The organism is Arthrobacter mobilis (genome assembly GCF_012395835.1).
GTDB lineage: Bacteria > Actinomycetota > Actinomycetes > Actinomycetales > Micrococcaceae > Crystallibacter > Crystallibacter mobilis.
On record NZ_JAAZSQ010000002.1, the window covers coordinates 305,701 to 331,792 of the forward strand.

Here is a 26,092-nt window from a genome sequence, read left to right on the forward strand (position 1 = left end):
GGAACCAATGCCGCGGAAAATACCCGGAACCGGGGAATCGGCGGAGCCCATGGGTACTCTTAGGTGTATGAAAACTGGACAAACCGTACGCAAGGCAGTCATTCCGGCTGCAGGACTGGGTACCCGTTTCCTCCCCGCCACCAAGGCGATGCCGAAGGAAATGCTCCCCCTGGTGGACAAGCCGGCCATCCAGTATGTGGTGGAGGAGGCCGTGCGGGCGGGCATCGACGACATCCTCATGATCACCGGACGCAACAAGCGCCCGCTGGAGGACCACTTCGACCGCGTGCCGTTCATGGAGCAGACGCTGGAGGAAAAGGGCGACTTCGACAAGCTGGCTGCGGTCCGGGAGGCCTCGTCGCTGGCGGACATCCATTACCTGCGGCAGGGAGACCCCAAGGGGCTCGGCCATGCGGTGCTGCGCGGCCGGCAGCATGTCGGCAACGAGCCGTTCGCGGTCCTGCTCGGCGACGACCTCATCGACCAGCAGGACGAACTGCTCACGGCGATGATGCAGGTCCAGGCGCAGACGGGCGGTTCCGTGGTCGCGCTCATGGAAGTGAATCCTTCCGAGATCAGCGCCTACGGCTGCGCCGACATTTCCCCGGCCGATGGCGGCGGCTTCGTCCGGATCAACGAACTGGTGGAGAAGCCATCCGCTGAGGAGGCCCCGTCCAATCTCGCCGTGATCGGCCGCTACGTCCTGCATCCGGCGGTCTTCGACGTGCTGGAACAGACACCGCCCGGACGCGGCGGCGAGATCCAGCTCACCGACGCCCTGCAGACCCTGGCTGCCCGGGACGGGGAAGGCGGCGGAGTGTACGGCGTGGTCTTCCGCGGCCGCCGCTTCGATACAGGCGACAAGCTCAGCTACCTCAAGGCCGTGGTGACCATTGCTGCCGAGCGTGAGGATATCGGCGAGGAATTGCGCCTGTGGCTGAAGGAATTCACCGCCGGCTCCGCTGACTGAACCAGGCCGCAATGGTGCTGGGTTCGGACTTCTGGCCGGTCACTATTGAATGCGGCGACCTGGTGCTTCGTCCCATCTCGCGCCGGGACAAGCGCGAGTGGGCGGAAGTCCGGCAGCTGAACGCCCAGTGGCTGGCGCCATGGGAAGCATCCAACCCGCTGCCCGGAGGCCGGCTGCCCTCCTTTGGCGAGATGGTGCATTCGCTCAATCAGCAGGCTCGCCAGGCCACTGCACTGCCCTGGCTGATCACCGAGCGCCGGCCCGGACTGGCCAAACCTGCCCTCGTGGGCCAGCTGACCGTTTCCGGGATCGTCTGGGGCTCGGCCATGATGGCGACCCTCGGCTACTGGGTCGACCGGCGCTGCGCCGGCCGGGGGATTGCCCCGACCGCCGTCGCCATGGCCACGGACCACTGCTTCGCCGTCCTGGGCCTGCACCGGATGGAAATCAACATCCGGCCGGAAAACGGCCCCAGCCTGCGGGTGGTCGAGAAGCTGGGGTTCCGCTCCGAGTGCCTGCGGCCGCGCTACCTGCATATCAACGGTGAATGGGCGGACCACCGAAGCTTCGCGCTGACGGCCGAGGAGGTGCCGGACGGGCTGCTGGCCCGCTGGCTGCGCGAGGGCGACCAGTCGGCCAAGGCACCATAGCAAGCAGCTGTAACATTCCCGTTATCCGACACGCCGTGGTGAATGCAGCTTCGTTACCGAAGCGGCTTCTACGGTTTGGAGAATGGACATCCAGAGCTCAGTGATCTTTGCGGTCATCATTGGGCTTTGGCTTGCCTGGGTAGCGCCGTACGTACTTCGCTTTCAGTTGGAAGCAGCCCCGGCCGAAGCAGCCGCAGGCCGGAGATCCTTACTCGAATCTGTACCCGCCGGCGGGCACACCGCCGGCTTCCAGGGGATGATCATGGACAACACAGCCCGTTCCGCGCACTCCGGACTCGCAGGGCCGGCAGTCCCGCTTGCCGCGCCCGAGGGAGCCTCGGTGTTCCGGATCAGATGGGGCCGGACCGTCCTCGCCTTGGTCGGAACCATGGCTGCCGCAGCGTTCGTGACCGGCACGCTGCTGGCGCTGTTCGGTGCGCTTCCGGCCGGTGTGCCCCTGGTGGCCCTGCTGGTGGTTGCCATCGTCGTCGCGACCCTGCGCGGCCTGGCCGTGCGGGACCGCAGGCTCCGGGCCAGGGCCCGCGCCGAGCGGGCCCTGGCCGAACCGGTGGAGCCGGAGGCGGAACCGGAGCGGCCGGCACGGCCGCGGGAAACCGTGCTCTTCAATGCTGACGCTGCCGCCGGCGGAGAGTCAGCGGCGGAACGGCCGGCCGCGCTGTCGGCCGAACAGCTGCGCGCCGAGGCACTGAAGGTCGCCGCCGAGGCCGACCGCAGGGCTGCCGTTTCCGGGCCGGGCACGGGAAGCGCCTGGCAGCCCGTCGAGCTGCCGAAGCCGACCTACGTCGACGCCGCGAAGGCCGAACGTCCGGCGCCCGAGCCGCTGCCGGCTCCCGAAGTCAAGAAGCCGACCGCCAAGACCTACCTCAAGCAGGATCCCGCGCTCAAGCCGGCCGCCGCGGCGGCGGAAACGCCGGCTGCGCAGGCTGCCCCGGCCCGTCCGCAGACGGCCAAGCTGAATCTGGACGCCGTCCTGCAGCGCCGCCGCGCCTGACGCTCCCAGGGGACATGGCCAGTCCGGCTGCTGCGGCGCGCGATCAGCCGTCGGCAGCTTCCTGGGCTGCCCGCCTGGCCCGGTCAGCCGCGCGCTTGCGGCCCAGCTCATCCAGCGCACCGGCCAGTCCAAGGTTCGCCGCGACCACCAGGGGCCTGCTGATTTCCGGCTGGTCCAGCACCATCCGGAAAATGGTTACCGCCGCCGAAGTCTGCCCGGTTTCGGCCAGCACGTGGGCGGCGAAGAGTTCGGCATTGCAGGCCGACCCCGGATCGTCCGCAGCGGCATACAGATCTGCAGCATGCAGGGCCGCGGCCACCGCGGCCTGGCCGCGCTCCAGCGCCCACAGGGCCCGGGCCCGGGTATCGCAGTAGTCGGCTTCATGCCAGCTGGCCCCGTACTCGCGTGCGAGCCGGATGGCCTCATCCAGCTGGGCCAGCCCGTCCGGATCCCCGGCCTCGCAGAGGGCATGGCCCAGGGCATGCAGGGCCTGGGGCAGGACGGTGTCGTCGTCCTTCGCCTTGCGTGCCGCGGCCACCGCAGCCTCCAGGCATACGATGGCATCGCTGCCGCGGTTCTCGCGGGACAGCAGCGTGCCGATGGCCAGCAGCGCCCGCGACGCTTCGGCATACTCTCCGGCCGCGTTGAATTCCGAGACGGCGTGGCGCCAGCATTCCAGCGCATCCGCGCTGCGCCCCCTGTGGCGGTGCGCATGGCCCAGGCTCATCAGGGTCCGGGCAATATCGGATGGACCCGAATTGGCGCGTTCCTGGCGTTCGAGCAGCTTCTCCAGCACTTCCCGGGCCAGTTCGTATTCCTCGGCCTCGAGCAGTTGGTTGCCCAGCGCGAGCCTCAAGGTCAGCTCCTCATGGACCTCGCCGCGCTCTGCCTGCTGGACGGCCACCCGCCAGGCCAGCACGGAGGTGCCTCCGTCGCCGGCTGCCGCAGAAAGCCGGGCGACGAGGACGGCGGCCGAGACGGCGCCCTTGCGCGCCCCGCAGGCGGCATAGAGCTCCAAGGCCGTGAGCGCGTAGTCCAAGGCCTGGTCGTCATGCTCCCCGCTGCCGGCGGCCAGGTTTGCCTTCAGCAGCCACATGGAGGCCAGCAGCGCACGGTTGGCCGGCAGGGACAGCAACCGGTCCGCCGTCGCGATGGCCCGGCGCGGGTGGTCGGTCACCACGTAGGTGTGCGCCAGGTACATCAGCGCCCCCGAGAGGCTGTCGGGCCGCCGGCCGGCGGCATAGCCCTGGACCGCCTGTTCCAGCAGTTTCAGCGCCTGCGGCTTGGTGCCGGTCCTGGAACGGGCGACGGCGACAGCGAGCTGCAGGTCCGCCAGGACTCCCGGCGGGGCCTTGGCCTCGGCCAGCTGCTCGAGGGCTGCCTCCAGCAGCGGCAGGTCCCTTTCCGTTGCCTCGCGGAACAGCAGGGTACCCAGGTCTTCTTCCACCGAGGCCTGCATCTCCTGCCCGGTTTCGCGCAGCAGCCGGATCCGTGCCGTCAGATAGCCGTCGGCATCGCTGTGCCTGCCGGCCAGCTGGCTGACGGCAATCAGTACAGAGTACAGCGCCAGGACCGTGTCGGTGTCGGCGCCGGCGGCACGTTCAAGCCCGGCACGGGCGAAGAACAGGGCACCCAGGTTGTCTTCGGCATAGGCAGCTTCGTAGGCGCGGTCCAGGCAGTCCCGGGCGCTGGCCGGAATGGTGCCGGGGTCGGGGGCAGCGGCGGTAAGGACTTCCCGGAGCCGGACCTCGGTATCAGGCATGGCGGTATCCCGCCCCTCCGGGGCCGTGTGCCCCCGGAGCGCAACTTGGCCTGGTCCCCATGGTTTCAGTTCTAGCCCTCAGCTCGGTGCCGTGCAATTAGCAGTTTTTCGTGCGGCCGGGGATGCTTTCTGGCGCGGATCCGTCCGCCGGTCTTGACACGTCGGACTATTTTATGCCGAATCAGCCCTGATGTGGCGTTCCGCCTTGACAGAAGACGAAAAGAAAAGCCCTGGCTGCCCCCGCACCGGGCCCTCCGGCCGCTTCCTGCCCGGTCCGTATGCTGGTTCCATGGACTTTGACACCAGGGTGGGCGCCTACGGCGTCATCATCCAGGACAACGCGCTGCTGCTGACCCGCTGGACCGAGTCCGGCGTCCCGCGCTGGACGCTGCCGGGCGGAGGCCTGGAACTGGGCGAGGACGCCGCAGCCGGTGCCGTGCGCGAAATCTATGAGGAAACCGGCTACACCGCCAACCTCAGCCGGCTGCTGGGCGTGGACAGCAAGCACATCCCGGCCGAACACAGGCTTCGCGGCACGCGGCCGCTGCACGCCCTGCGGGTCATCTACGAGGCCAGCATTACCGGCGGGGAACTGACGCACGAACTCAACGGCTCCACCGACGAGGCCCGCTGGGTGCCGCTCGACGAGGTGCCGTCACTGGAGCGCCTGGACCTGGTGGATGTCGGGCTGCGCCTCTATTTCGCCCGCCTGCCCTGAACCGGAGTCCCGACCGCCCGGCAAGCCGGCCGCGGCGGCTGCGGTCAGGGACCACCGGGGCCGCAGGCGCCGGCCGCCCGGGACCTGCCGCGGCACCGGGCCAGTGGCTAGACTCGGTTCAGAAGATGGCCCGGCACAGCGCCGCCGCAGACTCCGACGGAAGGCACCGCACCATGACCGAGTCCCCACCGGTGTCTGCGGCGACCGGGTCCGCCGCCGGCGGCACGGACAGCGCCGGACCCATGGTGCGCTTCAGCAACGTCTCGAAACGGTACGGCGGCGGGCACCTGGCAGTGGCCAGCCTGGACCTGGACATCGACCGCGGCGCGGTCACCGTCTTCGTCGGCCCCTCCGGCTGCGGCAAGACCACTTCTCTGCGGATGATTAACCGGATGGTGGAGCCGGACACCGGGACTGTCCTGGTGGACGGCACCGACGTCTCCCGGCGCCCCGCCGCGGCCCTGCGCCGCACCATGGGCTACGTGATGCAGTCCGGCGGCCTGCTGCCGCACCGCACGGTGCTGGACAACATCGCCACGGTGCCCCGGCTCAACGGCGTGCCCAAGGCACAGGCCCGGCGCCGGGCCCAGGAACTGCTCGACGTCGTCGGCCTGGACCAGGAGCTGGGCCGGCGCTATCCGGCCCAGCTCTCCGGCGGCCAGCAGCAGCGCGTGGGGGTGGCCCGCGCGCTCGCGGCGGACCCGCCGATCCTGCTGATGGACGAGCCGTTCAGTGCGGTGGACCCGGTGGTCCGGGCCGAGCTGCAGCAGGAACTGCTCCGGCTGCAGCGGCAGCTGGCCAAGACGATCGTGTTCGTGACCCACGATATCGACGAGGCCATGGTGCTCGGGGACAAAGTGGCGGTTTTCGCGTCCGGCGGCCGGCTGGCCCAGTACGCGCCGCCGGCCGAAATCCTGCGCGCGCCGGTGGATGACTTCGTGGCCGCCTTCGTCGGCCGGGACCGCGGCTTCCGCGCGCTCGGCTTCGAGTCCGCAGACGGGCTCCAGTTGGAACCGGCGGTCACGGTGCGGGCAGGGGAACCGGCCGGCGGTGCAGGCTGGCGGCTGCTGGTCGACGACGACGGCCGTCCGGCCGGCTGGCTGCCGCCCGGGGCGCGGGACCGACGGGGCATGGTCACCGGCGGATCCCTCTTTGTCCTGGGGTCCAGCCTGCGGCTGGCACTGGACTCGGCGCTCTCCTCTCCTTCGGGCAAGGGCGTAGCCGTGGACGCCGCCGGCACGGTAGCCGGGCTGGTGGACGCGGAGGCGGTGCTTCGGCTGATCGACGCGGGCCGGACCGGCTGATGCAGTGGTTCCTGGACAATGTCCCCTTCGTGGCGGAACTGGCCTGGCTGCACCTGTACCAGTCCGTGCTGCCGCTGCTGCTGGGCCTGGCCGTGTCCCTGCCGCTGGGCTGGCTGGCCTGGCGCGTCCGTCCCGTCCGCGGCGTGGTCCTCTCCGTCAGTTCGGTGCTCTACACGATTCCCTCGCTGGCCCTGTTCGTGATCCTGCCGGTGGTGCTGGGCACGCAGATCCTGGACACGGCCAACCTGATTGTGGCGCTGACTCTGTATGCCGTGGCACTGCTGGTGCGTTCGGTGGTGGACGCGCTCAACTCCATTGACGACGGCGTGCGCCAGTCGGCCCAGGCCCTGGGCTACCGCCCGCTGCGGCGCTTCCTCACCGTCGAGCTGCCGCTGGCACTGCCGGTGCTGTTCGCCGGCCTGCGCGTGGTGTCGGTGAGCAATATTTCCCTTGCCAGCGTCGGCGCGGTGATCGGGATCCGGAACCTGGGCGTGCTGTTCACCGACGGGTTGGTGCGCTCGTTCCTGGCCGAAATCCTCGTCGGGATCATCATGACGCTGGTCCTGGCACTGGTGATGGATGCAGTGCTGGTGCTCACCGAACGTCTGCTGACGCCCTGGCTGCGGCACAACCGCGGCCGGCAGGCCGTCCGTCCGTTCCGGGCCCGTCCCGTACGGCCGGATGCCGCGGAAGCGGCGGTGCTGCCATGAACCTGCTGGAACAGGTTGCCGCCTGGTTCGCGGACCCGGCCCACTGGGCCGGGCCCGAAGGGGTGCCGGCCCGGCTGGGCGAGCACCTGTATTACAGCGCGCTGACACTGGGGCTCGCCGCGGCCGTTGCGGTTCCGCTGGGCCTGTACGTGGGACACACCGGCCGGGGACGGGTCGCCGCCATCGCGGCGGCCGGCGCGTTGCGGGCCCTGCCCACGCTCGGGCTGCTGACCCTGTTCGTGATTCTGCTGGGCATCGGGTTGATGCCGCCGGTCTATGCCCTGGTCATCCTTACCATCCCCCCGCTGCTGGCTGGAACCTATGCCGGTATTGCCGCGGTGGACCGCCAGCTGGTGGACGCAGCCCGGGGACTGGGGATGACCGAATGGCAGATCCTGACCAAGGTCGAACTGCCCAACGCGCTGCCGGTGCTGCTGGGCGGGATCCGCGCCGCCGTCCTGCAGGTCATCGCCACCGTGGCCGTCGTCGCCTACATTAATCTCGGCGGGCTCGGCCGGTTCCTGATCGATGGGTTGGCGGTGCGCGACCCGGTCCGCCTGGTCGCCGGGGCCATCCTGATTGCGGTCCTGGCGCTGGCCGTGGACGGTTTGCTCGCCCTGGTCCAGCGGTTCGCGCTCCCGCCCGGACTGAAGACGTCCCGGTCCGGCCGGGACCGTGAAGCCATCGAAGCCGGCCCCCTGGCGCCGGCAGGTTAAGGAGAACCCTATGAAGAACGCGGTCCTTCACCGCTCCCGCCTGCAGGCCGCCGGCCGGCGGACCTTGGCCCTGCCGGCAGCACTGGCTGCGGCCACGTCGCTGGCACTGGCACTGGCCGGCTGCGGTGCGAATTCGAATCCGCTCGAGGACACCTCCTCGCAGCCGGCAGCCGGCGGCACCGCGCAGGCCCCGCTGGTGGTCGGCTCCAGCGGCAGCACCGAGAGCCAGACGATCGCCGAGATCTATGCAGGCGCGCTGCGTTCGGCCGGCTTCGAGGTGGAGACCAAGCCGGGCATCGGTTCCCGCGAGGTCTATGTCAAGGCCGTGGAGGAAGGGTCCGTGGACATCATCCCCGACTACAGCGGCAACCTGCTGCTGCACCTGGACGGCAACGCCACCGCCGCCTCGGCACCGGATGTGCTGGCGGCCCTGCCTGCCGCACTTCCCGAGGGGCTTAAGGTACTGGAGGCCGCGCCGGCCGAAAGCAAGGACGCGATGGTCGTGACCAAGGCCACCGCGGAAAAGTACCAGCTGTCCTCGATCGAGGACATGGCCAAGGTCTGCGGCGAATTGACCATTGGGGCCAATCCCGAATTCCGGGAGCGTGAGTACGGCCTGCCGGGCCTGGAGGCCAAGTACAACTGCGTGCCCAAGGACTTCGAGCCGATCAACGACTACGGCGGTCCCGCCACCCTCAAGGCCCTGCTCACGGACCAGATCCAGGTGGCCGACATCTACACCACCACCCCGTCCATCGAGGACAATGACCTGGTGGTCCTGGAAGACCCGAAGAACCTGTTCATCGCCCAGCAGGTCCTGCCCCTGGTCAAGGCGGACGCAGTAAGCCAGGACGCTGCCGCGGTGCTGGACAAGGTGTCGGCCGAACTGAGGACGGAGGATCTGGTCGATCTGAACCGGCAGGTCAGCGGGGACGAGAAGCGCAGCCCCGCGGACGCTGCCGCAGACTGGCTGGAGGCGGAAGGATTCGGGGCCTAGGCCGCGCCATCCGGAGCCGCCGGGACGGATATGGGAAACTGTGTAGATGGTTCAGTTCAAGCAGTCCAACAAGCTCCACAATGTCCTCTACGACATCCGCGGGCCGCTGCTTGAACATGCCCAGCGGATGGAGGCCGAAGGCCACCGCATCCTCAAGCTGAACATCGGCAACCCGGCCCCCTTCGGGTTCGAGGCCCCGGACGCCATCCTGGTGGACATGATCCGCAACCTGCCTACGGCCCAGGGCTACAGCGATTCCCGCGGCATCTTCTCCGCCCGCACCGCCGTCTCGCAGTACTACCAGACCCGCGGCATCCAGGACATCGGCGTCGACGACGTCTATCTGGGCAACGGGGTCAGCGAGCTGATCACGCTGAGCCTGCAGGCCCTGCTCAACAACGGGGACGAGGTGCTCATCCCGGCCCCGGACTACCCGCTCTGGACCGCCTCCGTCTCCCTGGCCGGCGGCCACCCGATCCACTACCAGTGCGTGGAGGAAGAAGGGTGGCTGCCGGACCTGGAAGACATCGAGCGCAACATCACGCCCAATACCAAGGGCCTGGTGATCATCAACCCCAACAATCCCACCGGCGCGGTATACCCGCGGCACATTCTCGAGGACATGCTGGAGCTGGCACGCCGGCACAACCTGGTGGTCTTCTCCGACGAAATCTACGAGAAGATCCTCTACGACGACGCCGTGCACATCAACAGCGCGCTGCTCTCCGACGACGTCCTGACCCTGACCTTCAGCGGCCTGTCCAAGGCCTACCGGGTGTGCGGCTTCCGCAGCGGCTGGATGGCCATCTCCGGGCCGAAGCATCTGGCAGCGGACTACATCGAGGGCATCAACCTGCTGACCAACATGCGCCTGTGCGCCAATGTGCCGGCCCAGCACGCCATCCAGACCGCGCTCGGCGGCTACCAGAGCATCAACGACCTGATCCTGCCGGGCGGGCGCCTGCTCGAACAGCGCAACCTGGCCTACAAGCTGCTCAACGAGATTCCGGGGGTGAGCACCCAGCAGGCCCGGGGCGCGCTCTACCTGTTCCCGAAGCTGGATCCGGAAATCTACCCGATCGCCGACGACGAGGCCTTTGCGCTGGACCTGCTCAAGCAGCAAAAGATCCTGATCTCCCACGGACGGGCCTTCAACTGGGGCAAGCCGGACCATTTCCGGCTCGTCACCCTGCCCAATGTGGAGCAGCTGGAGGAGGCCATCGGCCGCATCGCCGAGTTCCTGGAGGGCCAGCGGGCTTAGAATCCGTCCAGAAGCGGCCGTCCGGCCGCCCGGACAGGAGGACAGCCAGCATGCTTGACACGGGTTTTATCCACAGTCCGCACCAGATCCTCAGGGTGGGGGAGGGCTTTGACCTGGCCGCCGTCGATCCGGACTCCACGCCAGGGTTCGCAGGCACCAAGCAGGACGGCAGCCGGCTGCTCGCCGCCTGCGACGGGCAGCTCTCCCAGCTGCAGGAACGGCTCTTCGCCGCCTCCCGGTCCGGTGCACAGGACTCGGTGCTGCTGATCCTGCAGGGCATGGACACCTCCGGCAAGGGCGGGATCGTCAGGCACGTGATCGGCGCCGTCGACCCGCAGGGGGTCAAGCACCATGCCTTCAAGCAGCCGGCGGGCGAGGAACAGATGCACGACTTCCTGTGGCGGGTGGCCGTGCAGCTGCCCGGGTACGGCATGATCGGCTGCTTTGACCGGTCCCACTATGAGGACGTGCTCGTCCACCGGGTCCGCGGATTGAGCCCGGCCGCGGAAATCGAGGCCCGCTACGACAGGATCAACGGCTTCGAATCGCGCCTGGCCGGCGGCGGCATGCGCATCGTCAAGGTCATGCTGCACATCAGCCGGGAGGAAGGCCGGGCCCGGCTGCAGGAACGGCTGGACCGGCCGGACAAGTACTGGAAGTACAGCCCCGGCGATGTCGACGAGCGCCGGCTCTGGGACGAGTACATGCAGGCCTACCAGATTGCGCTCGAGCGCACCTCCACGGAGCACGCCCCGTGGTTCGTGGTGCCGGCGAACAGGAAGTGGTACGCCCGCCTGGCCGTCCAGCAGCTGCTGCTGCACGCCCTGCAGCAGGTTGGCCCGCAGTGGCCCGGCCCGCACTTCGACGTCGAGGTGGAGAAGCAGCGCCTGGCCGGCTCATGATCGGCCCCGGCCGGTAATTCGGAGCCCTTAGCTGCCGGGCTGTTCCTGGGCCGGACGCGCAGCCTCCAGCCGCTGGCGGGCGCCTTCGAGCCAGGCCTCGCAGCGCGCGGCCAGGGCCTCGCCGCGTTCCCACAGCGCCAGGGATTCTTCCAGGCTGGCGCCGCCGGTTTCCAGCGCGGTGACGACGGCGACCAGCGCCTCCCTGGCCTGCTCGTAGCTCATCGCTGCGATGTCGGCGTTGGCGGCGCTGCCGCCGGAGACTGGCTGTTCACTCATGGTTCCTCGGTTTCCGCCGCGTCCGCGGCCTTTTTAGTGGTTCGTCAGCGACTGGTGTGCTGGCTGCGGCGTCCGCAGTTTCGGGCAGCCGGCCGGACTCAGGGAACGACGTCGGCGGCCAGTTCGCCGGCCGCCACGCGTACCCGCAGCCGGGTTCCCGGCGGGGCATCCTGCGGGTCGCGCAGCACCGCGCCGCCGGGTACCTGGACGACGGCATAGCCGCGGTCCAAGGTGTTCTGCGGCGAGAGCGCGCGGACCTGCGCGCGCAGGTGAGCGATCCGGTCCCGGTCCCGGTCGACGGCGGCCCGGATGCAGCCGTAGGCGCGGGTGGAAAGTCGCTGCAGGTCGTCGGCACGGGCCTGGAGCATGCCCTGCGGGTTGGCCAGCACCGGCCTCGAGCGCATGGCGGCCAGCCGTTCGCTCTCGTGCCGGAGCATGGTTTCCACGCTGCGGGCCAGCAGGGCCCGCGCCCGGGCAATGCGGTCCAGCTCTTCGCCCACGTCCGGCACGATCCGTTTGGCGGCGTCGGTCGGCGTGGAGGCCCGCAGGTCGGCGACCTCGTCGAGCAGCGGGCGGTCCGCCTCATGGCCAATGGCGCTGACCACGGGGGTCTGCGCGGCGGCCACGGCGCGGACGAGGTCCTCGCTGCTGAAGGGCAGCAGGTCCTCCAGCGAGCCGCCGCCGCGGGCAATGACGATGACGTCCACCTCCGGCATGGCATCCAGTTCGGCCAGGGCCTGCATCACCTGGGCCACTGCGCTGACTCCCTGCACGGCCACTTCGCGCACTTCGAAGGCCACCGCCGGCCAGCGCAGCGAGGCATTGCGCATGACGTCCTTTTTGGCGTCCGAATCCCGGCCGGTGATCAAGCCGATCCGGTGCGGCAGCATCGGCAGCGGCTTCTTGCGCGCATCCGCGAACAGCCCCTCGGCGGCCAGGGCCTGGCGCAGCCGCTCCAGCCGCGCCAGCAGGTCACCCAGCCCCACGGGGCGGATGTCGCGGGTCTGCATGGAGAGCCTGCCGGTCTTGATATACAGGTCCGGCTTGATCTGGGCGACCACGCGGGAGCCCGGCTGCAGCGGCACGTCCAGGCGGGACATGACGCTGCCCCAGGCGACCAGGCTGAAGGAGGCTTCGGCATCCGTATCCCGCAGGGTCAGGTAGGTGACGCTGTTGCGGCGGTTCAGCTCGATGATCTGGCCTTCCACCCAGGTGGGCGGGACCCTGTCGATATGCGCCTTCAGCTTCTCCGAGAGCAGGCGCAGCGGCCAGGGATTCTCCGGCGAGGTGTCCGCGGCCGTCGGCGGAAGCGTGGTGCGCTGGGCCGGAGCCTCGGCGATTCCGGTCCCGTTTCCGGGCCATGGCTGGTCCTGGCTCATACAGGTCCCTTTCCGCCGCTGCCGGCAGTACTGCCCTCCGTCCGGTCCCCGCCCCGGTCTGTGCGGCCGGAGATGTGGTGCTGAACGATGGAAGCAGGTCGGCATATGTTCAAAGGTTCCATTCATTCTTACCAGCTGTGTCGGACAAACCGGATCTGGCCTATCGTGCTCTGGAGGGCGGGCGCGCCGCCCCGGCTCCGAACAGGCACACGGAAAGGACCAATCCATGCGCAGCCTCATCGCCGCCGCTCTGGGGCTCGTGGCCATCCTGCTGGCAGCCGCCGCGCTGCCGTCAGCGTGGCTGGAGCGGAACGTTTTCCGCGAGGCAGGCTGGGTTTCCCTGGCGGCGCCGATGGCCGAGGATCCGCAGTTCCGTTCGGCGCTCTCGGCCGCCGTGGTCGAGGATTTGGACGGCCGGCTGGACCTGCCGCCCGGATTCGAGTCCCTGGCCGTGCCCGTGATCGAACGGGCAGCGGACAGGCTGGCGGAGCTGGACGGCTTTGACCAGGCCTGGGAGGAGTCCCTGGCCGCCTCCCACCGCCTGAGCCTGCAGGACCGGCAGCACCCCGGCCTGGCCGTGGAACTGGCCCCGCTGGCCGACCTGGCCGCCCGCGACGTCGAGCAGTCGCTGGGCATCGAGGTGCCGGACGCCGGGAACATGGTGGTCCAGACCGGTGGCCCTGCGATCAACAGGTATGTGGCCGTGGCCGGACAGGCTGCCGCGGCATGGCCCTGGCTGGCCGCCGGTGCAGTGGTAACCGCCGCCGGGGCGGTGCTGGCGGCCCGGCGCCGGGCCGCGGCAGCCTTCTGGCTGGGCCTGAGTGCTGTTGCCGCAGGAGCCGTGCTGTGGCTGGCGGCCGGAAACCTGCCGGTGCTGGCCCGCCAGGTTTCCGCCGATGCCTTGGCGGACGCCTTTGCCGGCAGGCTGGCAGAACTGGCCATGCAGGACTTCCAGCCGTGGGCTGCCGCACTGGCCGTGGCCGGACTCGCCGCCGCGGCGGCCGGCCTGCTGCTCCTCCTGGTCGGGCGCCGGACCGGAGGCCCCGGTCCGAGCCGATAACATGGAGGTATGAGTAGTACCGCCGTGTCCGTTCCCATGCCCACCGTGCCGCGCAAGCGGCGCAGCCCGGAAGAGATCGCCGCGGCGGCCCCCGTGGCCGGGCCCCGCCGGGTGCTGCTGGCGGCCCCGCGCGGCTACTGTGCCGGCGTGGACCGGGCGGTGATCGCAGTGGAAAAGGCGCTGGAGCATTACGGCGCCCCGGTATATGTGCGCAAGCAGATCGTCCACAACCGCCACGTCGTCAGCACCTTGGAGGAGCGCGGGGCGATCTTCGTCGAGGAGACCGACGAGGTCCCCGAGGGCGAGTTGGTGATCTTCTCGGCACACGGCGTCTCGCCCGCCGTCGTCCGCTCCGCCGAGGAGCGCGGGCTGCGGACCATCGACGCGACCTGCCCGCTGGTGACGAAGGTCCACCGTGAAGCCGTCCGCTTCGCCAAGGACGACTACGAGATCCTGCTCATCGGGCACGAGGGCCATGAAGAGGTCGAAGGCACTTACGGCGAGGCTCCGGAGCACACGCAGATCGTCAACAACCCCGACGAGGCGGACACCATCCAGGTGCGCGACCCGGACAAGCTGATCTGGCTGTCGCAGACCACGCTGTCCGTCGACGAGACCATGGAGATCGTCCGACGGCTGCGCGAGCGGTTCCCGAACCTGCAGGACCCGCCCAGCGACGACATCTGCTACGCCACCTCCAACCGGCAGGCGGCGATCAAGAAGATCGCCCCGCAGGCGGACCTGGTGATCGTGGTCGGTTCGGCCAACTCCTCCAATTCCGTCCGGCTGGTGGAGGTCGCCCTGGAGTACGGCGCGAAGGCCTCCTACCGGGTGGACTTTGCCAGCCAGGTGGACGAGTCCTGGTTCGAAGGCGTCGCCACCGTCGGCGTGACCTCCGGGGCCTCGGTGCCCGAGGTGCTGGTGCGCGACGTGCTGTCGCTGCTGGCCCAGTACGGCTATGACCAGGTGGACGAGGTGGTCACCGCCGAGGAGGACATCCTCTTCTCGCTGCCGAAGGAGCTGCGCGCAACCCTGAAGGAGAAGGGCGACTCCTCGCGCGGTCTCGGCGGCCGGGGCGCCCGCCCCGCCCGCTAAGGCGTTCAATCAGGCGGACCGCTCGTGCAGCGACTCCTCCGGTCCGTCCGCCATCCCGGCAATGAGTTCGGGGGCCGCCAGCAGCCGCGGCGTGGTCTCCAGCGGCTCCGGTGCCTTGGCATTGTCCAGCGAGGTGGGATCGAAGGCGTTGATCCGGCGCGCAGTCGGGAGCACGCGGGACTCCAGCGTGCCCACGAACGCGTTGTACTTTTCCACCGACCCCTTCAGCGAACTGCCCAGCTTGGCCACATGCTCCCCGAGCGTGCCCAGACGTTCGTAGAGCTGACGGGAGAGGTCGAAGATCTCCCGGGCGTTGGCTGTCAGCAGGTCCTGGCGCCAGGCGAAGGCCACTGACTTGAGCGCCGCCAGCAGCGACACGGGGGAGACCAGGCCCACATTGCGGGCGAAGGCATAGTCCAGCAGGCCCGGATCGGCCTGCAGGGCCGCCGCGAGCATGGATTCGGCGGGCAGGAAGCACAGCACCAGCTCCGGTGAACCGGCGGTGGCGTCCCAGTACTTTTTGTTGGCCAGCGCGTCCACGTGCGCCTTGACGGCCTTCGCATGGTCGGCCAGCAGCCGCGCCCGCTCCGGCGAACTCCCGCCCGTCTCGGCAGCGGTGTCCAGCGGCAGTTCGTTGGCCTGCAGATAGGCCCGCAGTGGTACCTTCGCGTCGACTACCAGTTCCTTGCCGCCGGGAAGGTGCACCAGCATGTCCGGCCGGAAGGTGCGGTCCCCGCCGGCCAGGTGCACCTGTTCGGCGAAGTCCACGTGGGCGAGCATTCCTGCCGCCTCCACCACGCGGCGCAGCTGGACCTCGCCCCACTGCCCCCGGGCGGAACTGGACTGCATTGCTGCCGCCAGGGTACGGGTCGAGCGCAGCAGTGCCTCGTCCGAGGCCTGGGCCGCACGCAGCTGCTCGGCCAGCTGGCCGAACTGTTCCACCCGGTCCCGTTCCAGCAGGCCCACCTGGTTCTGCACCTGCCTCAGCTTCTCGCCCACCGGGGCGAGCGCGCGCAGCACCGCATTGTCCCGGTCCTCCAGCACGCTGAGCTCACGGTTCTGCCGTGCCAGCAGCCGGCTTTCGGCCTCGGCCGCCGCCAGCCGCGCCGCCGCCTCGCCCAACCGGTCCCCGGCATCGTCGAGCTCGGCGGTCAGGGCCGCCACCCGGCGGCGGTAGGGCACGGCGGCAGCGGCCGCTCCCGCGGCCAGGCCGACAACGAGCAGCAGCAGCGACAGCACGATCGCAAAGGCATCCATGCCTCCACCATGCCAGCCGGACCCGACAAAATCCGGCAGCTTCCGGTCCGTGCCGGACGAATCGTGGCGCCGGCTGATCCAGCGGTATCCTTGAATACCGTGGCTCTTACTATTGGCATCGTCGGACTGCCCAACGTCGGCAAATCAACCCTCTTCAATGCACTGACCCGCAACCAGGTCCTGGCCGCGAACTACCCGTTCGCCACCATCGAGCCGAACGTGGGCGTCGTGCCGCTGCCGGACCCCCGGCTGGACCGGCTGGCCGAAATCTTCGGCTCGGCGCGCATCCTGCCGGCCACCGTCTCCTTCGTGGACATCGCCGGGATCGTCCGCGGCGCCTCCGAAGGCGAAGGCCTGGGCAACCAGTTCCTGGCCAATATCCGCGAGGCCCAGGCCATCGCCCAGGTCATCCGGGTCTTCGACGACCCGGACGTGGTCCATGTCGAGGGCAAGGTGGACCCGCGCTCGGATATGGAGACGATCCACACCGAGCTCATCCTGGCCGACCTGCAGACGCTGGAGAAGGCGCTGCCGCGGGTGGAGAAGGAAGTGAAGATCAAGAAGCGCGAGGCGGCCGAGCTGGCCGCCCTGCAGGCCGCCCAGGCGGTGCTCGAACGCGGCGAGACCATCTTCGCTGCGGCGGCCAGCGGCGAGCTGGACCTGGAGCACCTGCGTGAGCTGAACCTGCTCACGGCCAAGCCGTTCATCTACGTCTTCAACGCCGACGACTCCGTGCTGGGCGATCCGGCGAAGCAGGAGGAACTGCGTGCCATGGTGGCCCCGGCGGACTGCGTCTTCCTCGATGCCAAGCTCGAGGCGGACCTCGTGGAGCTGTCCGAGGAGGAAGCCCGCGAAATGCTGGAGATGAACGGGCAGAAGGAGTCCGGCCTGGACCAGCTGGCGCGCGTCGGCTTCCACACCCTGGGCCTGCAGACCTACCTGACCGCCGGACCCAAGGAAGCCCGCGCCTGGACCATCAACCAGGGCGACACTGCCCCGCAGGCAGCCGGAGTGATCCACTCGGATTTCCAGCGCGGCTTCATCAAGGCCGAAGTGGTGTCCTTTGCGGACCTGTCCGAGGCCGGATCCATGGCCGAAGCGAAGGCACGCGGCAAGGTGCGCATCGAGGGCAAGGACTACGTGATGGCCGACGGCGACGTCGTGGAGTTCCGCTTCAACGTATAGTTCCTGACCCCGGAGACCCATTGCGATGGCCGCCAAGAGCACATGTTCTTGGCGGCCATGCGCTTTTACGGCCACCCGTTGCCAAGTCGAAATGATGCCGGCCCCATTTTGCTTCATAACGAATTAGAACAGCGCCCAAGGCACCGCAGACATCTCACCGCTCGGAGGAGGAAACCGCCCGGCCAAGCGCAACCCGGCACAGCGCGCGGCGAGCGATGCGATTTCTTCGACGGCGGGCAAGCCCGCCAGGTTCTGCCCAGCCCGCCGTGCAGTCCTTCGCTGACAGGGTCTATGCCGTCGCGTTCCTCGGCGGTTGGAGCGTCTCCCAGCCATCCCCACAGCACCGTGGGCAGCTTGTGGTCACGGTGAAAAGTCAGCCCATGGTCCACGCCGTGCCGGTGTCCGTCCGTCATGGCAGGAATGTGATCGCCTTGACCATCGCACAGCCAGGTCTGCGGTACGACGTCCCAGCCGGAGGCCTGCGAGACCAGATAGGCGGCCGCCTGCCGGTGAGCCAGGGTGCCGTGGGGAAAATCCCGCAGCGGACTTTCGCCTGCTATCGGCTTATAGACGACCGTCACGTCGCCGATGCTGCCCGGAAATGTCGCGTTTGAAGCCGTCGTGATGCGGCCGGTGAGCGTCAGCTCGGCGGTCACCAGGTCCGGCGCTGGCATCAGGCCTCGGGAAGGGTGCAGGTGTGCCCGTCGGCGTCTATGGGGTAACCGCAGAGCGGGCACGTCGGACGTCCGGCGCCCACAATCTCACGGGTGCGCTTGGCGAATGCGCGGGCGGTGCCCACCGGCATTCGCACCAGCAGCATTTCGGCCGCGTCAGCCCCGCCCTCATCAAGCGATTCGTCGTCGGCATCGACCTCGGTGATGGCGTAGGCCTCTTACACGACCTGCGCCGTCGTCGGGTCCCAACCTAAGCTCATGGAGCCGGTGCGGAACTGCTCTTGAACTGGCTCGAGCTGGTCATTGTCGACAAGTTCAATGGGAATGCTCGTGGGAACGCTGAAGGGGTTGCCCTCAATGGTGATGAGCTGGTCGAGAATTTCGTCGATCTTCTCCGCGAGCAGAGCTGACTGCTGCTTCTCCAGGGCAATACTCACGATCTGCGTCCCCGCACGCACCTGCAAATAGAACGTACGCGCCCCGGGAAGGCCAATGGTGCCAACGACGACCCGATCAGGCCAGGCATACTCGTGAACACGTGTAGGCATGTGAGTATTTTAGGCGCATGAGGTTCAGGGCGCCTGTCAGGTTATTCGGTTACAGAACGTGGTGGAGTTCCGCTTCAACGTATAGCCGCGTCCGGCTTGAGCTATGGCTCGCGTCCGCTGAACTGCGGACGCGTTGGGGCACACCGGTCCGTGTGATCGGTGTGCCCCAACGCTTTATGCGCACAAGTGCAGGCTGTCGTCCTCTTCGGCCGTTCCCATGAGTCCCTCTTAGCGGGAGTGCCCATGGGAAGTTCGGGCTTCGAGGGCAATGGAGTCACCAAAGAACCTTAGGTGGCGGTGCCCAACCTGGAGTCTCGATCGCATCTCCCGTTGACCTGACTCCCTCCAACCCTTGAAATTGACGACCAAAGTAGCTCATCATTTCGCTTCATAGTGGAACGACCGATCAGCAGGCAAAGCGAGGAAAACGGTGAAGCAGTGCCATATCTCCGACGACGGCGCCGCGACCTGCCAACGCAGCTTAGATCACCGCGATTCCCCCGGGACTCTTACGATCAACCAATTACTACTTGAGAGCCGCATCGGGCTCGAGCGTGTTCACGCTTCGGATCTTGAGCGGGAGATGGCAGCGGGCGCACTTGTTGTTGACACACGGCCGGTCGATCAGCGGGAACGCGACGGTGATCTTCCGGGAGCGGTCGTCATTGACCGGAACGTTCTCGAGTGGCGGCTCGATCCTTCCAGCCCCCACCGGCTCCCGATCGCTGGCGACCCCGCTCGGCGGATTGTGGTCGTCTGCAATGAGGGCTACAGCTCCAGCCTCGCTGCACACACCCTGCAACGGCTGGGGCTGACCCGTGCGACCGACCTTATCGGCGGTTTCCAAGCCTGGGCAGCACTGCGCAAGCAGTCCGGCTAAATAACTTGCCTGCGCTAGCTGTACTCAGACAGCAGGTCGGCTCCGAGGATCTTGAATGTGCTCCCGACATGGCCTAGTGGAATCGAGCCGCTTTCTGACTGTGGTTCGCCATCTCTCTTGGCTTGCGCCCACTTCTTCAAAAGCTTTTTGTCCGGAGGCGAAGTGATCTCGACGATGCCGCGGCGTCCCTTCGCGCCCGCACTGGCCCAAGCGGCATCAGGTTTCTTGTTGCCCGCGCCTGCGTCCGCGAGGTGGATGTCGACTCCGAGGACGGCCTCCATGATGAGGAACGCGATCTCTTCCTCATGGCGGGCCTTGGCTCCGACTGCATTGCTCATTCTTGAACTGTAGTGAGGCTCGAACGCCGAACTACTGGCGTGCACGCTCAAGCAGCTGTGCAGATGTTGAGGGACTTGTCTGGAAGACCGAGATGTGCCGCTATTCAAATTTAAGTGGGATTCCGACGGACGAACCACTGATGAGCGCCGACCACTGATCGCCGCGACAGGTTGGTATGTGCGGCGACGTGGGTGGAGTTCAGGTTTAGCGTCTGAGCGAGAGCCCGGCGATCCGCGCAAGCAGGCAGGTCATTCGGGCCATGGGGGCCTGCGGTTGCGCTTGGTCTCGGAGCGCCTAGATTTTCCTTCGAGCCGACGACGTCGCGAGCCATTCGTTGGCCGGCTTGATCGCCGGACGACGGGGGGAACTACTGCATCTCGCAGGACTGCGGCGAGGCGTTGCCTCGCCGCAGTCCTGTTACGCCGCTGGGAGCGGTGCTCGGAGGCGCTGATGGTAAGCATCGTGCCCGAGAGTCTCTCGGCGAGCCGGCAGAGGGCGCGTTCGCGTTGGACCTCGCTCAGGGCTGTTGTCGTGCCTAGGTCGAGACTCAGTTGCACACGTGAGTCGGCGGTGTTGACGCTCTGGCCGCCAGGGCCGGAGGATCGGGAGAATTGCTCGACCAGCTCTCCCGCCGGTACCCGGAGGCCGCGGGGCGCGCCGGGTCCCGGGGGCACATTCAGGTCGTCCACACGATTATTGTCCCGCAACGCCGACGCGGGTGCCGCGATCAGTACCGGTCGGAAGCAGCCAAAGCTGGATGCCAGGCTTCGCACATGACAGTGTGTACGAACCCAAGGTTGCCCGGCTACGGAACGTGGTGGAGTTCCGCTTCAACGTCTATGTTTTTCTTACGATGAGGGGCTGCTCCCGCAGGTAATGCTGCGGGGGCAGCCCCTCGTCTTTTGCCTAAAAGTTGAACGAACACCGCAACTTGAGCCGCCTGTACATCCACGTCGAAAGCTTGATGAAACGCGTGCGCCCCCTATTGCCGGGGAGGGGCGATGGGCTATGGTGGGCGCATGTCGCGGTTCAGCTTCCTAGGATGGCCGGTGGTGCGGCAATTCCGGTCGGGCGATCCACTCGGCCGCGGCGAAGCCGTGACCTCGCCGAGGACCCGCGCGATCACGCCGCGGACGACAACTGCGGACCGGGTGGTTCAGAGCGTCTGCCCCTACTGCGCCGTCGGATGCGGCCAGCGTGTCTTTGTCAAGGACGAAAAGGTCGTCCAAATCGAAGGGGACCCGGATTCACCAATTTCCCGGGGGAGGCTCTGCCCCAAAGGATCGGCCAGCGAGCAACTGGTCAACGCGCCCGGCAGGCAGACAAAGGTGCTTTATCGGGCACCCTACGCCAAGGACTGGCAGCAGTTGGACCTGGACACCGCCATCGAGATGGTGGCGGACAGATTCCTCGAGGCGCGCCGGAACAAGTGGCAGCAGACCGATGGGCAGGGCCGGCCGCTGCGCCGCACCATGGGCATTGCCGGCCTGGGCGGGGCAACGCTGGACAATGAAGAGAACTACCTGATCAAGAAGCTCTTCACCGCCGCCGGCGCCATCCAGCTGGAGAACCAGGCCCGCATTTGACACTCCGCCACGGTTCCCAGTTTGGGAACCTCATTTGGGCGGGGCGGCGCCACACAACCGCTCCAGGACATGGCCAATGCCGACTGCATCGTCATCCAGGGCTCGAACATGGCCGAATGCCATCCCGTGGGCTACCAGTGGGTGACGGAGGCCAGGGCGCGGGGCGCGAAGGTCATCCATGTTGACCCGCGGTTCACCCGCACCAGCGCGGTGGCCGACAAGCATGTGCCCATCCGCGCCGGATCGGACGTCGTGCTGCTTGGCGCCCTGATCAACTATGTGATCAGCAACGAGCTGTGGTTCAAGGAGTATGTGCTCGCCTACACCAACGCGGCGACGCTGGTCGGCGAAGACTTCCGTGACACCGAGGACCTGGACGGACTGTTCTCCGGATACGACCCCGGGACCGGGCAGTACGACCTGACTTCCTGGGCCTATGAGCGGAAGGAGGGGGCGGAAGCAACCGGCGGGTACGAGCACGGCGCCGATACCGCGGCGCGGGCGGCGGGCCACCAGTACGGCAGCGGCGGCCCGCCGATAGGAAACCCCCGGTTCGAACAGGACCGCACGCTGGAGCATCCGCGGAGCGTGTTCCAGATCCTCAAGCGGCACTATGCGCGCTACACCCCGGAGATGGTCCGCGAGGCCTGCGGCATTTCCCCCGAGGACTTCGACTATCTGGCCCGGACGATCACGGAGAACTCCGGAAGGGACCGGACCACGTGCTTCGCGTACGCCGTCGGATGGACGCAGCACACCCTGGGCGCCCAATTCATCCGGACCGCGGCGATCCTGCAACTGCTGCTGGGCAATGTGGGACGGCCCGGCGGGGGCGTCATGGCGCTGCGCGGCCATGCCAGCATCCAGGGTTCCACCGACATCCCGACCCTGTTCAACCTGCTGCCCGGCTATCTCCCGATGCCCAACGCCGGGATGGAGACCCTGCAGCAGTACCTGGATGCCATCGCCTCGCCGACCCAGAAGGGATACTGGGCGGCTGCCGACACCTACACCATCAGTCTGCTCAAGGCCTGGTGGGGCGACGCGGCCAACGAGGACTCGGAATGGGGCTACCAGTACCTGCCCCGGATCACCGGCGCCCACGGCACGTATGAGACGGTCATGAGCATGCTCGATGACGAGGTCGAGGGCTACTTCCTCTTCGGCCAGAACCCTGCCGTCGGTTCGGCCCACGGGCGCATGCAGCGGCTGGGCATGTCCCACCTGAAATGGCTGGTCGTGCGGGACCTGAACCTGATCGAATCGGCGACGTGGTGGAAGGATGGTCCGGAGATCGCCTCGGGCGAACTCAAGACCGAAGACATAGCCACCGAAGTCTTCTTCCTGCCCGCAGCCACCCATGTGGAGAAAGCCGGTTCCTTCACGCAGACGCAGCGGATGCTCCAATGGCGCCACCAGGCGGTCCGGCCGCCGGGCGATTGCCAGAGCGAACTGGAGTTCTTCTATGAACTGGGCAAACGCATCCGCGCGAAGCTTGCGGATTCGACCGATGAGCGGGACCGGCCGCTGCTGGACCTGACGTGGGACTATCCCGTCGATGAGCACGGCGAGCCCGACGCCGAGGCGGTGCTCGCGGAAATCAACGGCAGGCATCTGACCGGGCCGCAGGCCGGCCGGCCTCTTTCGTCCTACACGGAAATGCGCGCCGACGGGTCGACGTCGGGCGGGTGCTGGATCTACACCGGAGTCTACGCGGACGGTATCAACCATGCCGCTGATCGGAAACCGCAGCAGGAGCAAGGCCTGGTCGCCCCCGAATGGGGCTGGGTGTGGCCCTCGAACCGCAGGATTCTCTACAACCGGGCATCGGCGGACCCGGACGGCAAACCGTGGAGCGAACGCAAGAAGTACATTTGGTGGGACCCGGAGCAGAACCGGTGGACCGGAGATGACGTGCCGGACTTCCCCGTGGACCTCGCACCGGGGACTCCTTCGGATCTCGACGCCGGCGGGGCCGCGGCGCTCGCCGGCGACGATCCGTTCATCATGCAATCGGACGGCAAGGGATGGCTGTTCGCGCCGAAGGGCATGGTGGACGGACCCCTGCCAACGCACTACGAGCCCCAGGAGTCCCCGGTCGCCAACCCGCTCTACCGGCAGCAGCAGAACCCTGCCCGGCTGACCTATCCGCGCGCGGACAACCTCAGCGCGCCCAGCGCAGGCGAGCCCGGTTCCGAGGTCTACCCGTACGTGTTCACCACGTACCGCCTGACCGAGCATCACACGGCCGGTGGGATGAGCCGATGGCTGCCCTACCTCTCCGAACTCCAACCGGAACTGTTCTGCGAAGTGTCTCCGGAACTGGCAGCTGAACGAGGACTGGAACCCTACGGGTGGGCCACCATCATCTCGCCCCGGTCGGCGATCGAGGCCAGAGTGCTGGTGACCGAACGGGTGAAACCGCTGGTCGTGAGCGGGCGGACCTTCCACCAGATCGGGTTGCCCTACCACTGGGGCGTCGGGCAGGACGCCGTGGTTTCCGGCGACGCGGTCAACGACCTGCTCGGCGTGACACTCGATCCGAACGTGCAGATCCAGGAGTCCAAGGCCGGGTCGTGCGACATCATCCCGGGGCGGCGGCCGCGTGGCGCCGCGCTCCTCTCGCTGATCGCCGAATACCAGACCCGTGCGGGGGTAACACCGGAGACCGGCAACCAGAAGCTCACCGGTCCCGGCCGGGCATCAGGCCATGAGACGAAGGAGAACTGAATGAACCGGCTGACCGAATCTCCGGACCATTTCAGGCACACCGGGCATCCTCGGAAGGGCTTCTTCACCGATACCTCGATCTGTATCGGGTGCAAGGCCTGCGAGGTCGCCTGCAAGGAATGGAACCGCAACCCCCACGACTCGGAATACGAACTGCTCGAGTCTTCCTATGACAACACCGGGTCTCTCGGAGCGGACACCTGGCGCCACGTCGCGTTCATCGAGCAGGACCGGGAGCAGATCGGCCGGGCCCGCGAATCCGGTCGGGCTCTTGTCAGTCTTGGCATGCCCAGCGTCGGCCCACCGGGGCAGGATCAGGCGTCGAACCTGGCCGGTGCGGACACAACGCCGCCGGACACCCCCGACTTCCGGTGGCTCATGTCCTCCGATGTGTGCAAGCACTGCACCAACGCCGGGTGCCTCGACGTCTGTCCCACCGGTGCCTTGTTCCGCACGGAGCACGGAACCGTCGTCGTGCAGGACGATGTGTGCAACGGCTGCGGAACCTGCGTGGCGGGGTGCCCGTTCGGGGTGATCGAGCGGCGCCGCGACGGCACGGCAGGGCCGAAGACCGAGCGCGACTTCACTCCGGGGGAACAGGCCCCGACGCACAACGTCGGCGTCGCCCAGAAGTGCACCTTGTGCTACGACCGGATCGTTGACGGCCAGACGCCCGCGTGCGCCCAGACGTGCCCCACGACGTCGATCAAATACGGCGAGCGCGAGGACATGGTAGCCACCGCGAGGGAACGGGTGGCCGAGCTGCATGCGCAGGGGCTGACCGAGGCACGACTCTACGGAGCCAATGATTCCGACGGCGTCGGCGGCACCGGGTCCGTCTTCCTGCTGCTGGACGAACCGGAGGTGTACGGGCTGCCGCCGGACCCCCGGGTGCCCACAGCAGACCTGCCGCGCATGTTCAAGCGGGCGGGCATTGCCGCCGCCGGCATGCTGGCCGCCGCCACCGCGGCCTTCCTGGCTGGAGGCCGGGCTTGACGGTCTCCGACTTCGACGACTACCGCCCGGCCGAACCGCCGCGGCGGCGCAAGCGGGGCGGCAAGCGCCGTCGCGCCGGCGGGGGCGAGGGCCGCGGCGAAGTGCCGGTGGTCCCCGAGGCGGAATTCACTTCCTATTACGGCCGGCCGGTCGTCAAGCCGCCGCCGTGGGGAGACCCGATAGCCGTCTACCTCTTCCTGGGGGGAGTGGCCGGCGGCTCGGCGCTGCTCGGTGTCGGCGGGCAGATGACCGGCAAGCCGATACTGTGCCGCAACAGCCGCCTGGCTGCGCTCGCTGCCATCGGGGTGGGAGCTGTGGCGCTGGTGGAGGACCTGGGCCGCCCCGAGCGGTTCCTCAACATGCTGCGCACCATCAAGCCCACATCGCCGATGAGCCTGGGCTCGTGGATTCTGACGGCCTTCAGCGCCGGTGCCGGAGTCTCAGCGGTTTCCGAGATCGACCGTATGACCGGCTCGCGACTGCCGCTCGGGCCGCTGCGCCGGCTGCTGCGGGGGCTTGAGGGGCCGGCGGGGGTGGAAGCCGCCGTGTTCGCGGCCCCGTTGTCCGCCTACACCGCGGTCCTGCTGTCGGACACCGCGAATCCAACGTGGAACGCCGCGCGGGAGGATCTGCCCTTCGTCTTCGTCAGTTCTGCCAGTCTCGCCGCGGCGGGCCTGGCCATGATCACCACCCCGGTCAAGGAGACCGGGCCGGCCCGGGCACTGGCGGTGCTCGGAGTCGCCGGCGAGTTGATCGCGACCCGGTTCATGGAGAAGAACATGGACCCGGTCGCGGCCGAGCCCCTGCACCTGGACGGGCCGGGGCGGATGCTCGCCTGGAGTGAACGGCTGGCCATCGCCGGCGGCATCGGCGCGCTGGTCGGCGGCCGGCACAGGCTTACCGCGGCAATATCGGGGGCGGTGCTGCTCGGCGCCTCGGCCCTGACCCGGTTCGGGATCCTGCGCGCCGGCATCCGCTCCGCTGAAAATCCCCGTTACACGATTGAACCGCAGAAGAACCGGCTCGCCGCACGCCGCCGGGCAGGCATCATCCACGATTCGATCACGACCACCGAATGAGCCGGC

The 26,092-nt window shown here is 68.1% G+C and carries 23 protein-coding genes and 2 pseudogenes; 17 read left to right on the forward strand and 8 right to left on the reverse strand.

Features of this window, described 5'->3' with window-relative positions; genetic code table 11:
* The first annotated feature begins 67 nt into the window (after positions 1-67).
* The 3 genes from galU to HGG74_RS03940 all read left to right on the forward strand — a co-directional run bounded on the left by galU (position 68) and on the right by HGG74_RS03940 (position 2,632).
* A complete protein-coding gene (gene galU / locus HGG74_RS03930) occupies positions 68-970 on the forward strand; it encodes a UTP--glucose-1-phosphate uridylyltransferase GalU (RefSeq protein WP_168485029.1) in 903 nt (300 codons plus the stop codon).
* Between the two features lie 11 nt (positions 971-981).
* Positions 982-1,620: a GNAT family N-acetyltransferase gene (locus HGG74_RS03935; protein WP_205761263.1), complete on the forward strand. Its 639-nt coding sequence runs from the start codon at positions 982-984 to the stop codon at positions 1,618-1,620.
* A 262-nt stretch (positions 1,621-1,882) separates the two neighbouring features.
* Positions 1,883-2,632, forward strand: a complete 750-nt coding sequence (locus HGG74_RS03940; RefSeq protein WP_168485030.1) for a hypothetical protein — start codon at positions 1,883-1,885, stop codon at positions 2,630-2,632.
* 43 nt (positions 2,633-2,675) lie between these two features.
* Here HGG74_RS03940 and HGG74_RS03945 read toward each other — a convergent pair whose 3' ends face one another.
* Positions 2,676-4,394, reverse strand: a complete 1,719-nt coding sequence (locus tag HGG74_RS03945; protein ID WP_168485031.1) for a tetratricopeptide repeat protein — start codon at positions 4,392-4,394, stop codon at positions 2,676-2,678.
* 289 nt (positions 4,395-4,683) lie between these two features.
* On the opposite strand from HGG74_RS03945, the gene HGG74_RS03950 reads away from it, so the two are divergent.
* The 7 genes from HGG74_RS03950 to HGG74_RS03980 all read left to right on the forward strand — a co-directional run bounded on the left by HGG74_RS03950 (position 4,684) and on the right by HGG74_RS03980 (position 11,002).
* Positions 4,684-5,112, forward strand: a complete 429-nt coding sequence (locus tag HGG74_RS03950; protein WP_205761265.1) for an NUDIX hydrolase — start codon at positions 4,684-4,686, stop codon at positions 5,110-5,112.
* A 242-nt stretch (positions 5,113-5,354) separates the two neighbouring features.
* Positions 5,355-6,416: an ABC transporter ATP-binding protein gene (locus tag HGG74_RS03955; protein ID WP_168485195.1), complete on the forward strand. Its 1,062-nt coding sequence runs from the start codon at positions 5,355-5,357 to the stop codon at positions 6,414-6,416.
* Complete coding sequence (locus HGG74_RS03960; protein ID WP_168485032.1) at positions 6,416-7,126, forward strand: ABC transporter permease; 711 nt, start codon at positions 6,416-6,418, stop codon at positions 7,124-7,126. Before HGG74_RS03955 ends, HGG74_RS03960 begins: the two co-directional genes overlap by 1 nt.
* Positions 7,123-7,842 carry an ABC transporter permease gene (locus tag HGG74_RS03965; RefSeq protein ID WP_168485033.1) on the forward strand — a complete coding sequence of 240 codons (720 nt, stop codon included), beginning with the start codon at positions 7,123-7,125 and terminating at the stop codon, positions 7,840-7,842. Before HGG74_RS03960 ends, HGG74_RS03965 begins: the two co-directional genes overlap by 4 nt.
* A gap of 10 nt (positions 7,843-7,852) precedes the next feature.
* Complete coding sequence (locus tag HGG74_RS03970; RefSeq protein WP_168485034.1) at positions 7,853-8,839, forward strand: ABC transporter substrate-binding protein; 987 nt, start codon at positions 7,853-7,855, stop codon at positions 8,837-8,839.
* Positions 8,840-8,885: 46 nt separating this feature from the next.
* Complete coding sequence (locus HGG74_RS03975; RefSeq protein WP_168485035.1) at positions 8,886-10,100, forward strand: pyridoxal phosphate-dependent aminotransferase; 1,215 nt, start codon at positions 8,886-8,888, stop codon at positions 10,098-10,100.
* Between the two features lie 50 nt (positions 10,101-10,150).
* Positions 10,151-11,002, forward strand: coding sequence for a PPK2 family polyphosphate kinase (locus tag HGG74_RS03980; protein ID WP_168485036.1), 852 nt, complete (start codon positions 10,151-10,153; stop codon positions 11,000-11,002).
* A 27-nt stretch (positions 11,003-11,029) separates the two neighbouring features.
* Here HGG74_RS03980 and HGG74_RS03985 read toward each other — a convergent pair whose 3' ends face one another.
* On the reverse strand, positions 11,030-11,278 hold the full coding sequence (locus HGG74_RS03985; RefSeq protein ID WP_168485037.1) for an exodeoxyribonuclease VII small subunit: 249 nt from the start codon (positions 11,276-11,278) through the stop codon (positions 11,030-11,032).
* A 98-nt stretch (positions 11,279-11,376) separates the two neighbouring features.
* Entirely contained in the window at positions 11,377-12,657 is a 1,281-nt protein-coding gene (xseA, locus tag HGG74_RS03990; RefSeq protein WP_168485038.1) for an exodeoxyribonuclease VII large subunit, read from the reverse strand.
* A gap of 226 nt (positions 12,658-12,883) precedes the next feature.
* On the opposite strand from xseA, the gene HGG74_RS03995 reads away from it, so the two are divergent.
* Positions 12,884-13,717: a hypothetical protein gene (locus HGG74_RS03995; protein WP_168485039.1), complete on the forward strand. Its 834-nt coding sequence runs from the start codon at positions 12,884-12,886 to the stop codon at positions 13,715-13,717.
* Positions 13,718-13,726: 9 nt separating this feature from the next.
* Positions 13,727-14,812, forward strand: a complete 1,086-nt coding sequence (locus HGG74_RS04000; protein WP_168485040.1) for a 4-hydroxy-3-methylbut-2-enyl diphosphate reductase — start codon at positions 13,727-13,729, stop codon at positions 14,810-14,812.
* A 9-nt stretch (positions 14,813-14,821) separates the two neighbouring features.
* Here the strand turns inward: HGG74_RS04000 and HGG74_RS04005 are convergent, their stop codons facing one another.
* Positions 14,822-16,069: a DNA recombination protein RmuC gene (locus HGG74_RS04005; RefSeq protein WP_168485041.1), complete on the reverse strand. Its 1,248-nt coding sequence runs from the start codon at positions 16,067-16,069 to the stop codon at positions 14,822-14,824.
* A 99-nt stretch (positions 16,070-16,168) separates the two neighbouring features.
* Here HGG74_RS04005 and ychF point away from each other — a divergent pair, with 99 nt between their 5' ends.
* On the forward strand, positions 16,169-17,254 hold the full coding sequence (ychF, locus tag HGG74_RS04010) for a redox-regulated ATPase YchF (protein ID WP_168485042.1): 1,086 nt from the start codon (positions 16,169-16,171) through the stop codon (positions 17,252-17,254).
* A 123-nt stretch (positions 17,255-17,377) separates the two neighbouring features.
* On the opposite strand, the pseudogene HGG74_RS04015 reads toward ychF, so the two are convergent.
* Positions 17,378-17,928, reverse strand: a pseudogene (locus tag HGG74_RS04015) (protein kinase family protein).
* A pseudogene (locus HGG74_RS04020) lies at positions 17,928-18,476 on the reverse strand (Rv2134c family protein). Before HGG74_RS04020 ends, HGG74_RS04015 begins: the two co-directional pseudogenes overlap by 1 nt.
* Positions 18,477-18,906: 430 nt before the next feature.
* Here HGG74_RS04020 and HGG74_RS04025 point away from each other — a divergent pair.
* Positions 18,907-19,356: a rhodanese-like domain-containing protein gene (locus HGG74_RS04025; RefSeq protein ID WP_312856727.1), complete on the forward strand. Its 450-nt coding sequence runs from the start codon at positions 18,907-18,909 to the stop codon at positions 19,354-19,356.
* A 14-nt stretch (positions 19,357-19,370) separates the two neighbouring features.
* Here the strand turns inward: HGG74_RS04025 and HGG74_RS04030 are convergent, their stop codons facing one another.
* A complete protein-coding gene (locus HGG74_RS04030) occupies positions 19,371-19,694 on the reverse strand; it encodes a hypothetical protein (protein WP_168485043.1) in 324 nt (107 codons plus the stop codon).
* Between the two features lie 249 nt (positions 19,695-19,943).
* A complete protein-coding gene (gene arfB, locus HGG74_RS04035; protein WP_168485044.1) occupies positions 19,944-20,384 on the reverse strand; it encodes an alternative ribosome rescue aminoacyl-tRNA hydrolase ArfB in 441 nt (146 codons plus the stop codon).
* A 330-nt stretch (positions 20,385-20,714) separates the two neighbouring features.
* Between arfB and fdh the strand changes: the two genes are divergently transcribed.
* Genes fdh through nrfD form a run of 3 tightly spaced genes read left to right on the forward strand, consistent with a single transcriptional unit; the run spans position 20,715 to position 26,086 of the window.
* A complete protein-coding gene (gene fdh / locus HGG74_RS04045) occupies positions 20,715-24,011 on the forward strand; it encodes a formate dehydrogenase (RefSeq protein WP_246262610.1) in 3,297 nt (1,098 codons plus the stop codon).
* A complete protein-coding gene (locus HGG74_RS04050; protein WP_168485047.1) occupies positions 24,012-25,007 on the forward strand; it encodes a 4Fe-4S dicluster domain-containing protein in 996 nt (331 codons plus the stop codon). It abuts the gene before it with no gap.
* Positions 25,004-26,086 carry an NrfD/PsrC family molybdoenzyme membrane anchor subunit gene (nrfD, locus tag HGG74_RS04055; protein ID WP_168485048.1) on the forward strand — a complete coding sequence of 361 codons (1,083 nt, stop codon included), beginning with the start codon at positions 25,004-25,006 and terminating at the stop codon, positions 26,084-26,086. The genes HGG74_RS04050 and nrfD overlap by 4 nt, the downstream gene beginning before the upstream one ends.
* The last annotated feature ends 6 nt before the right edge of the window (positions 26,087-26,092 follow it).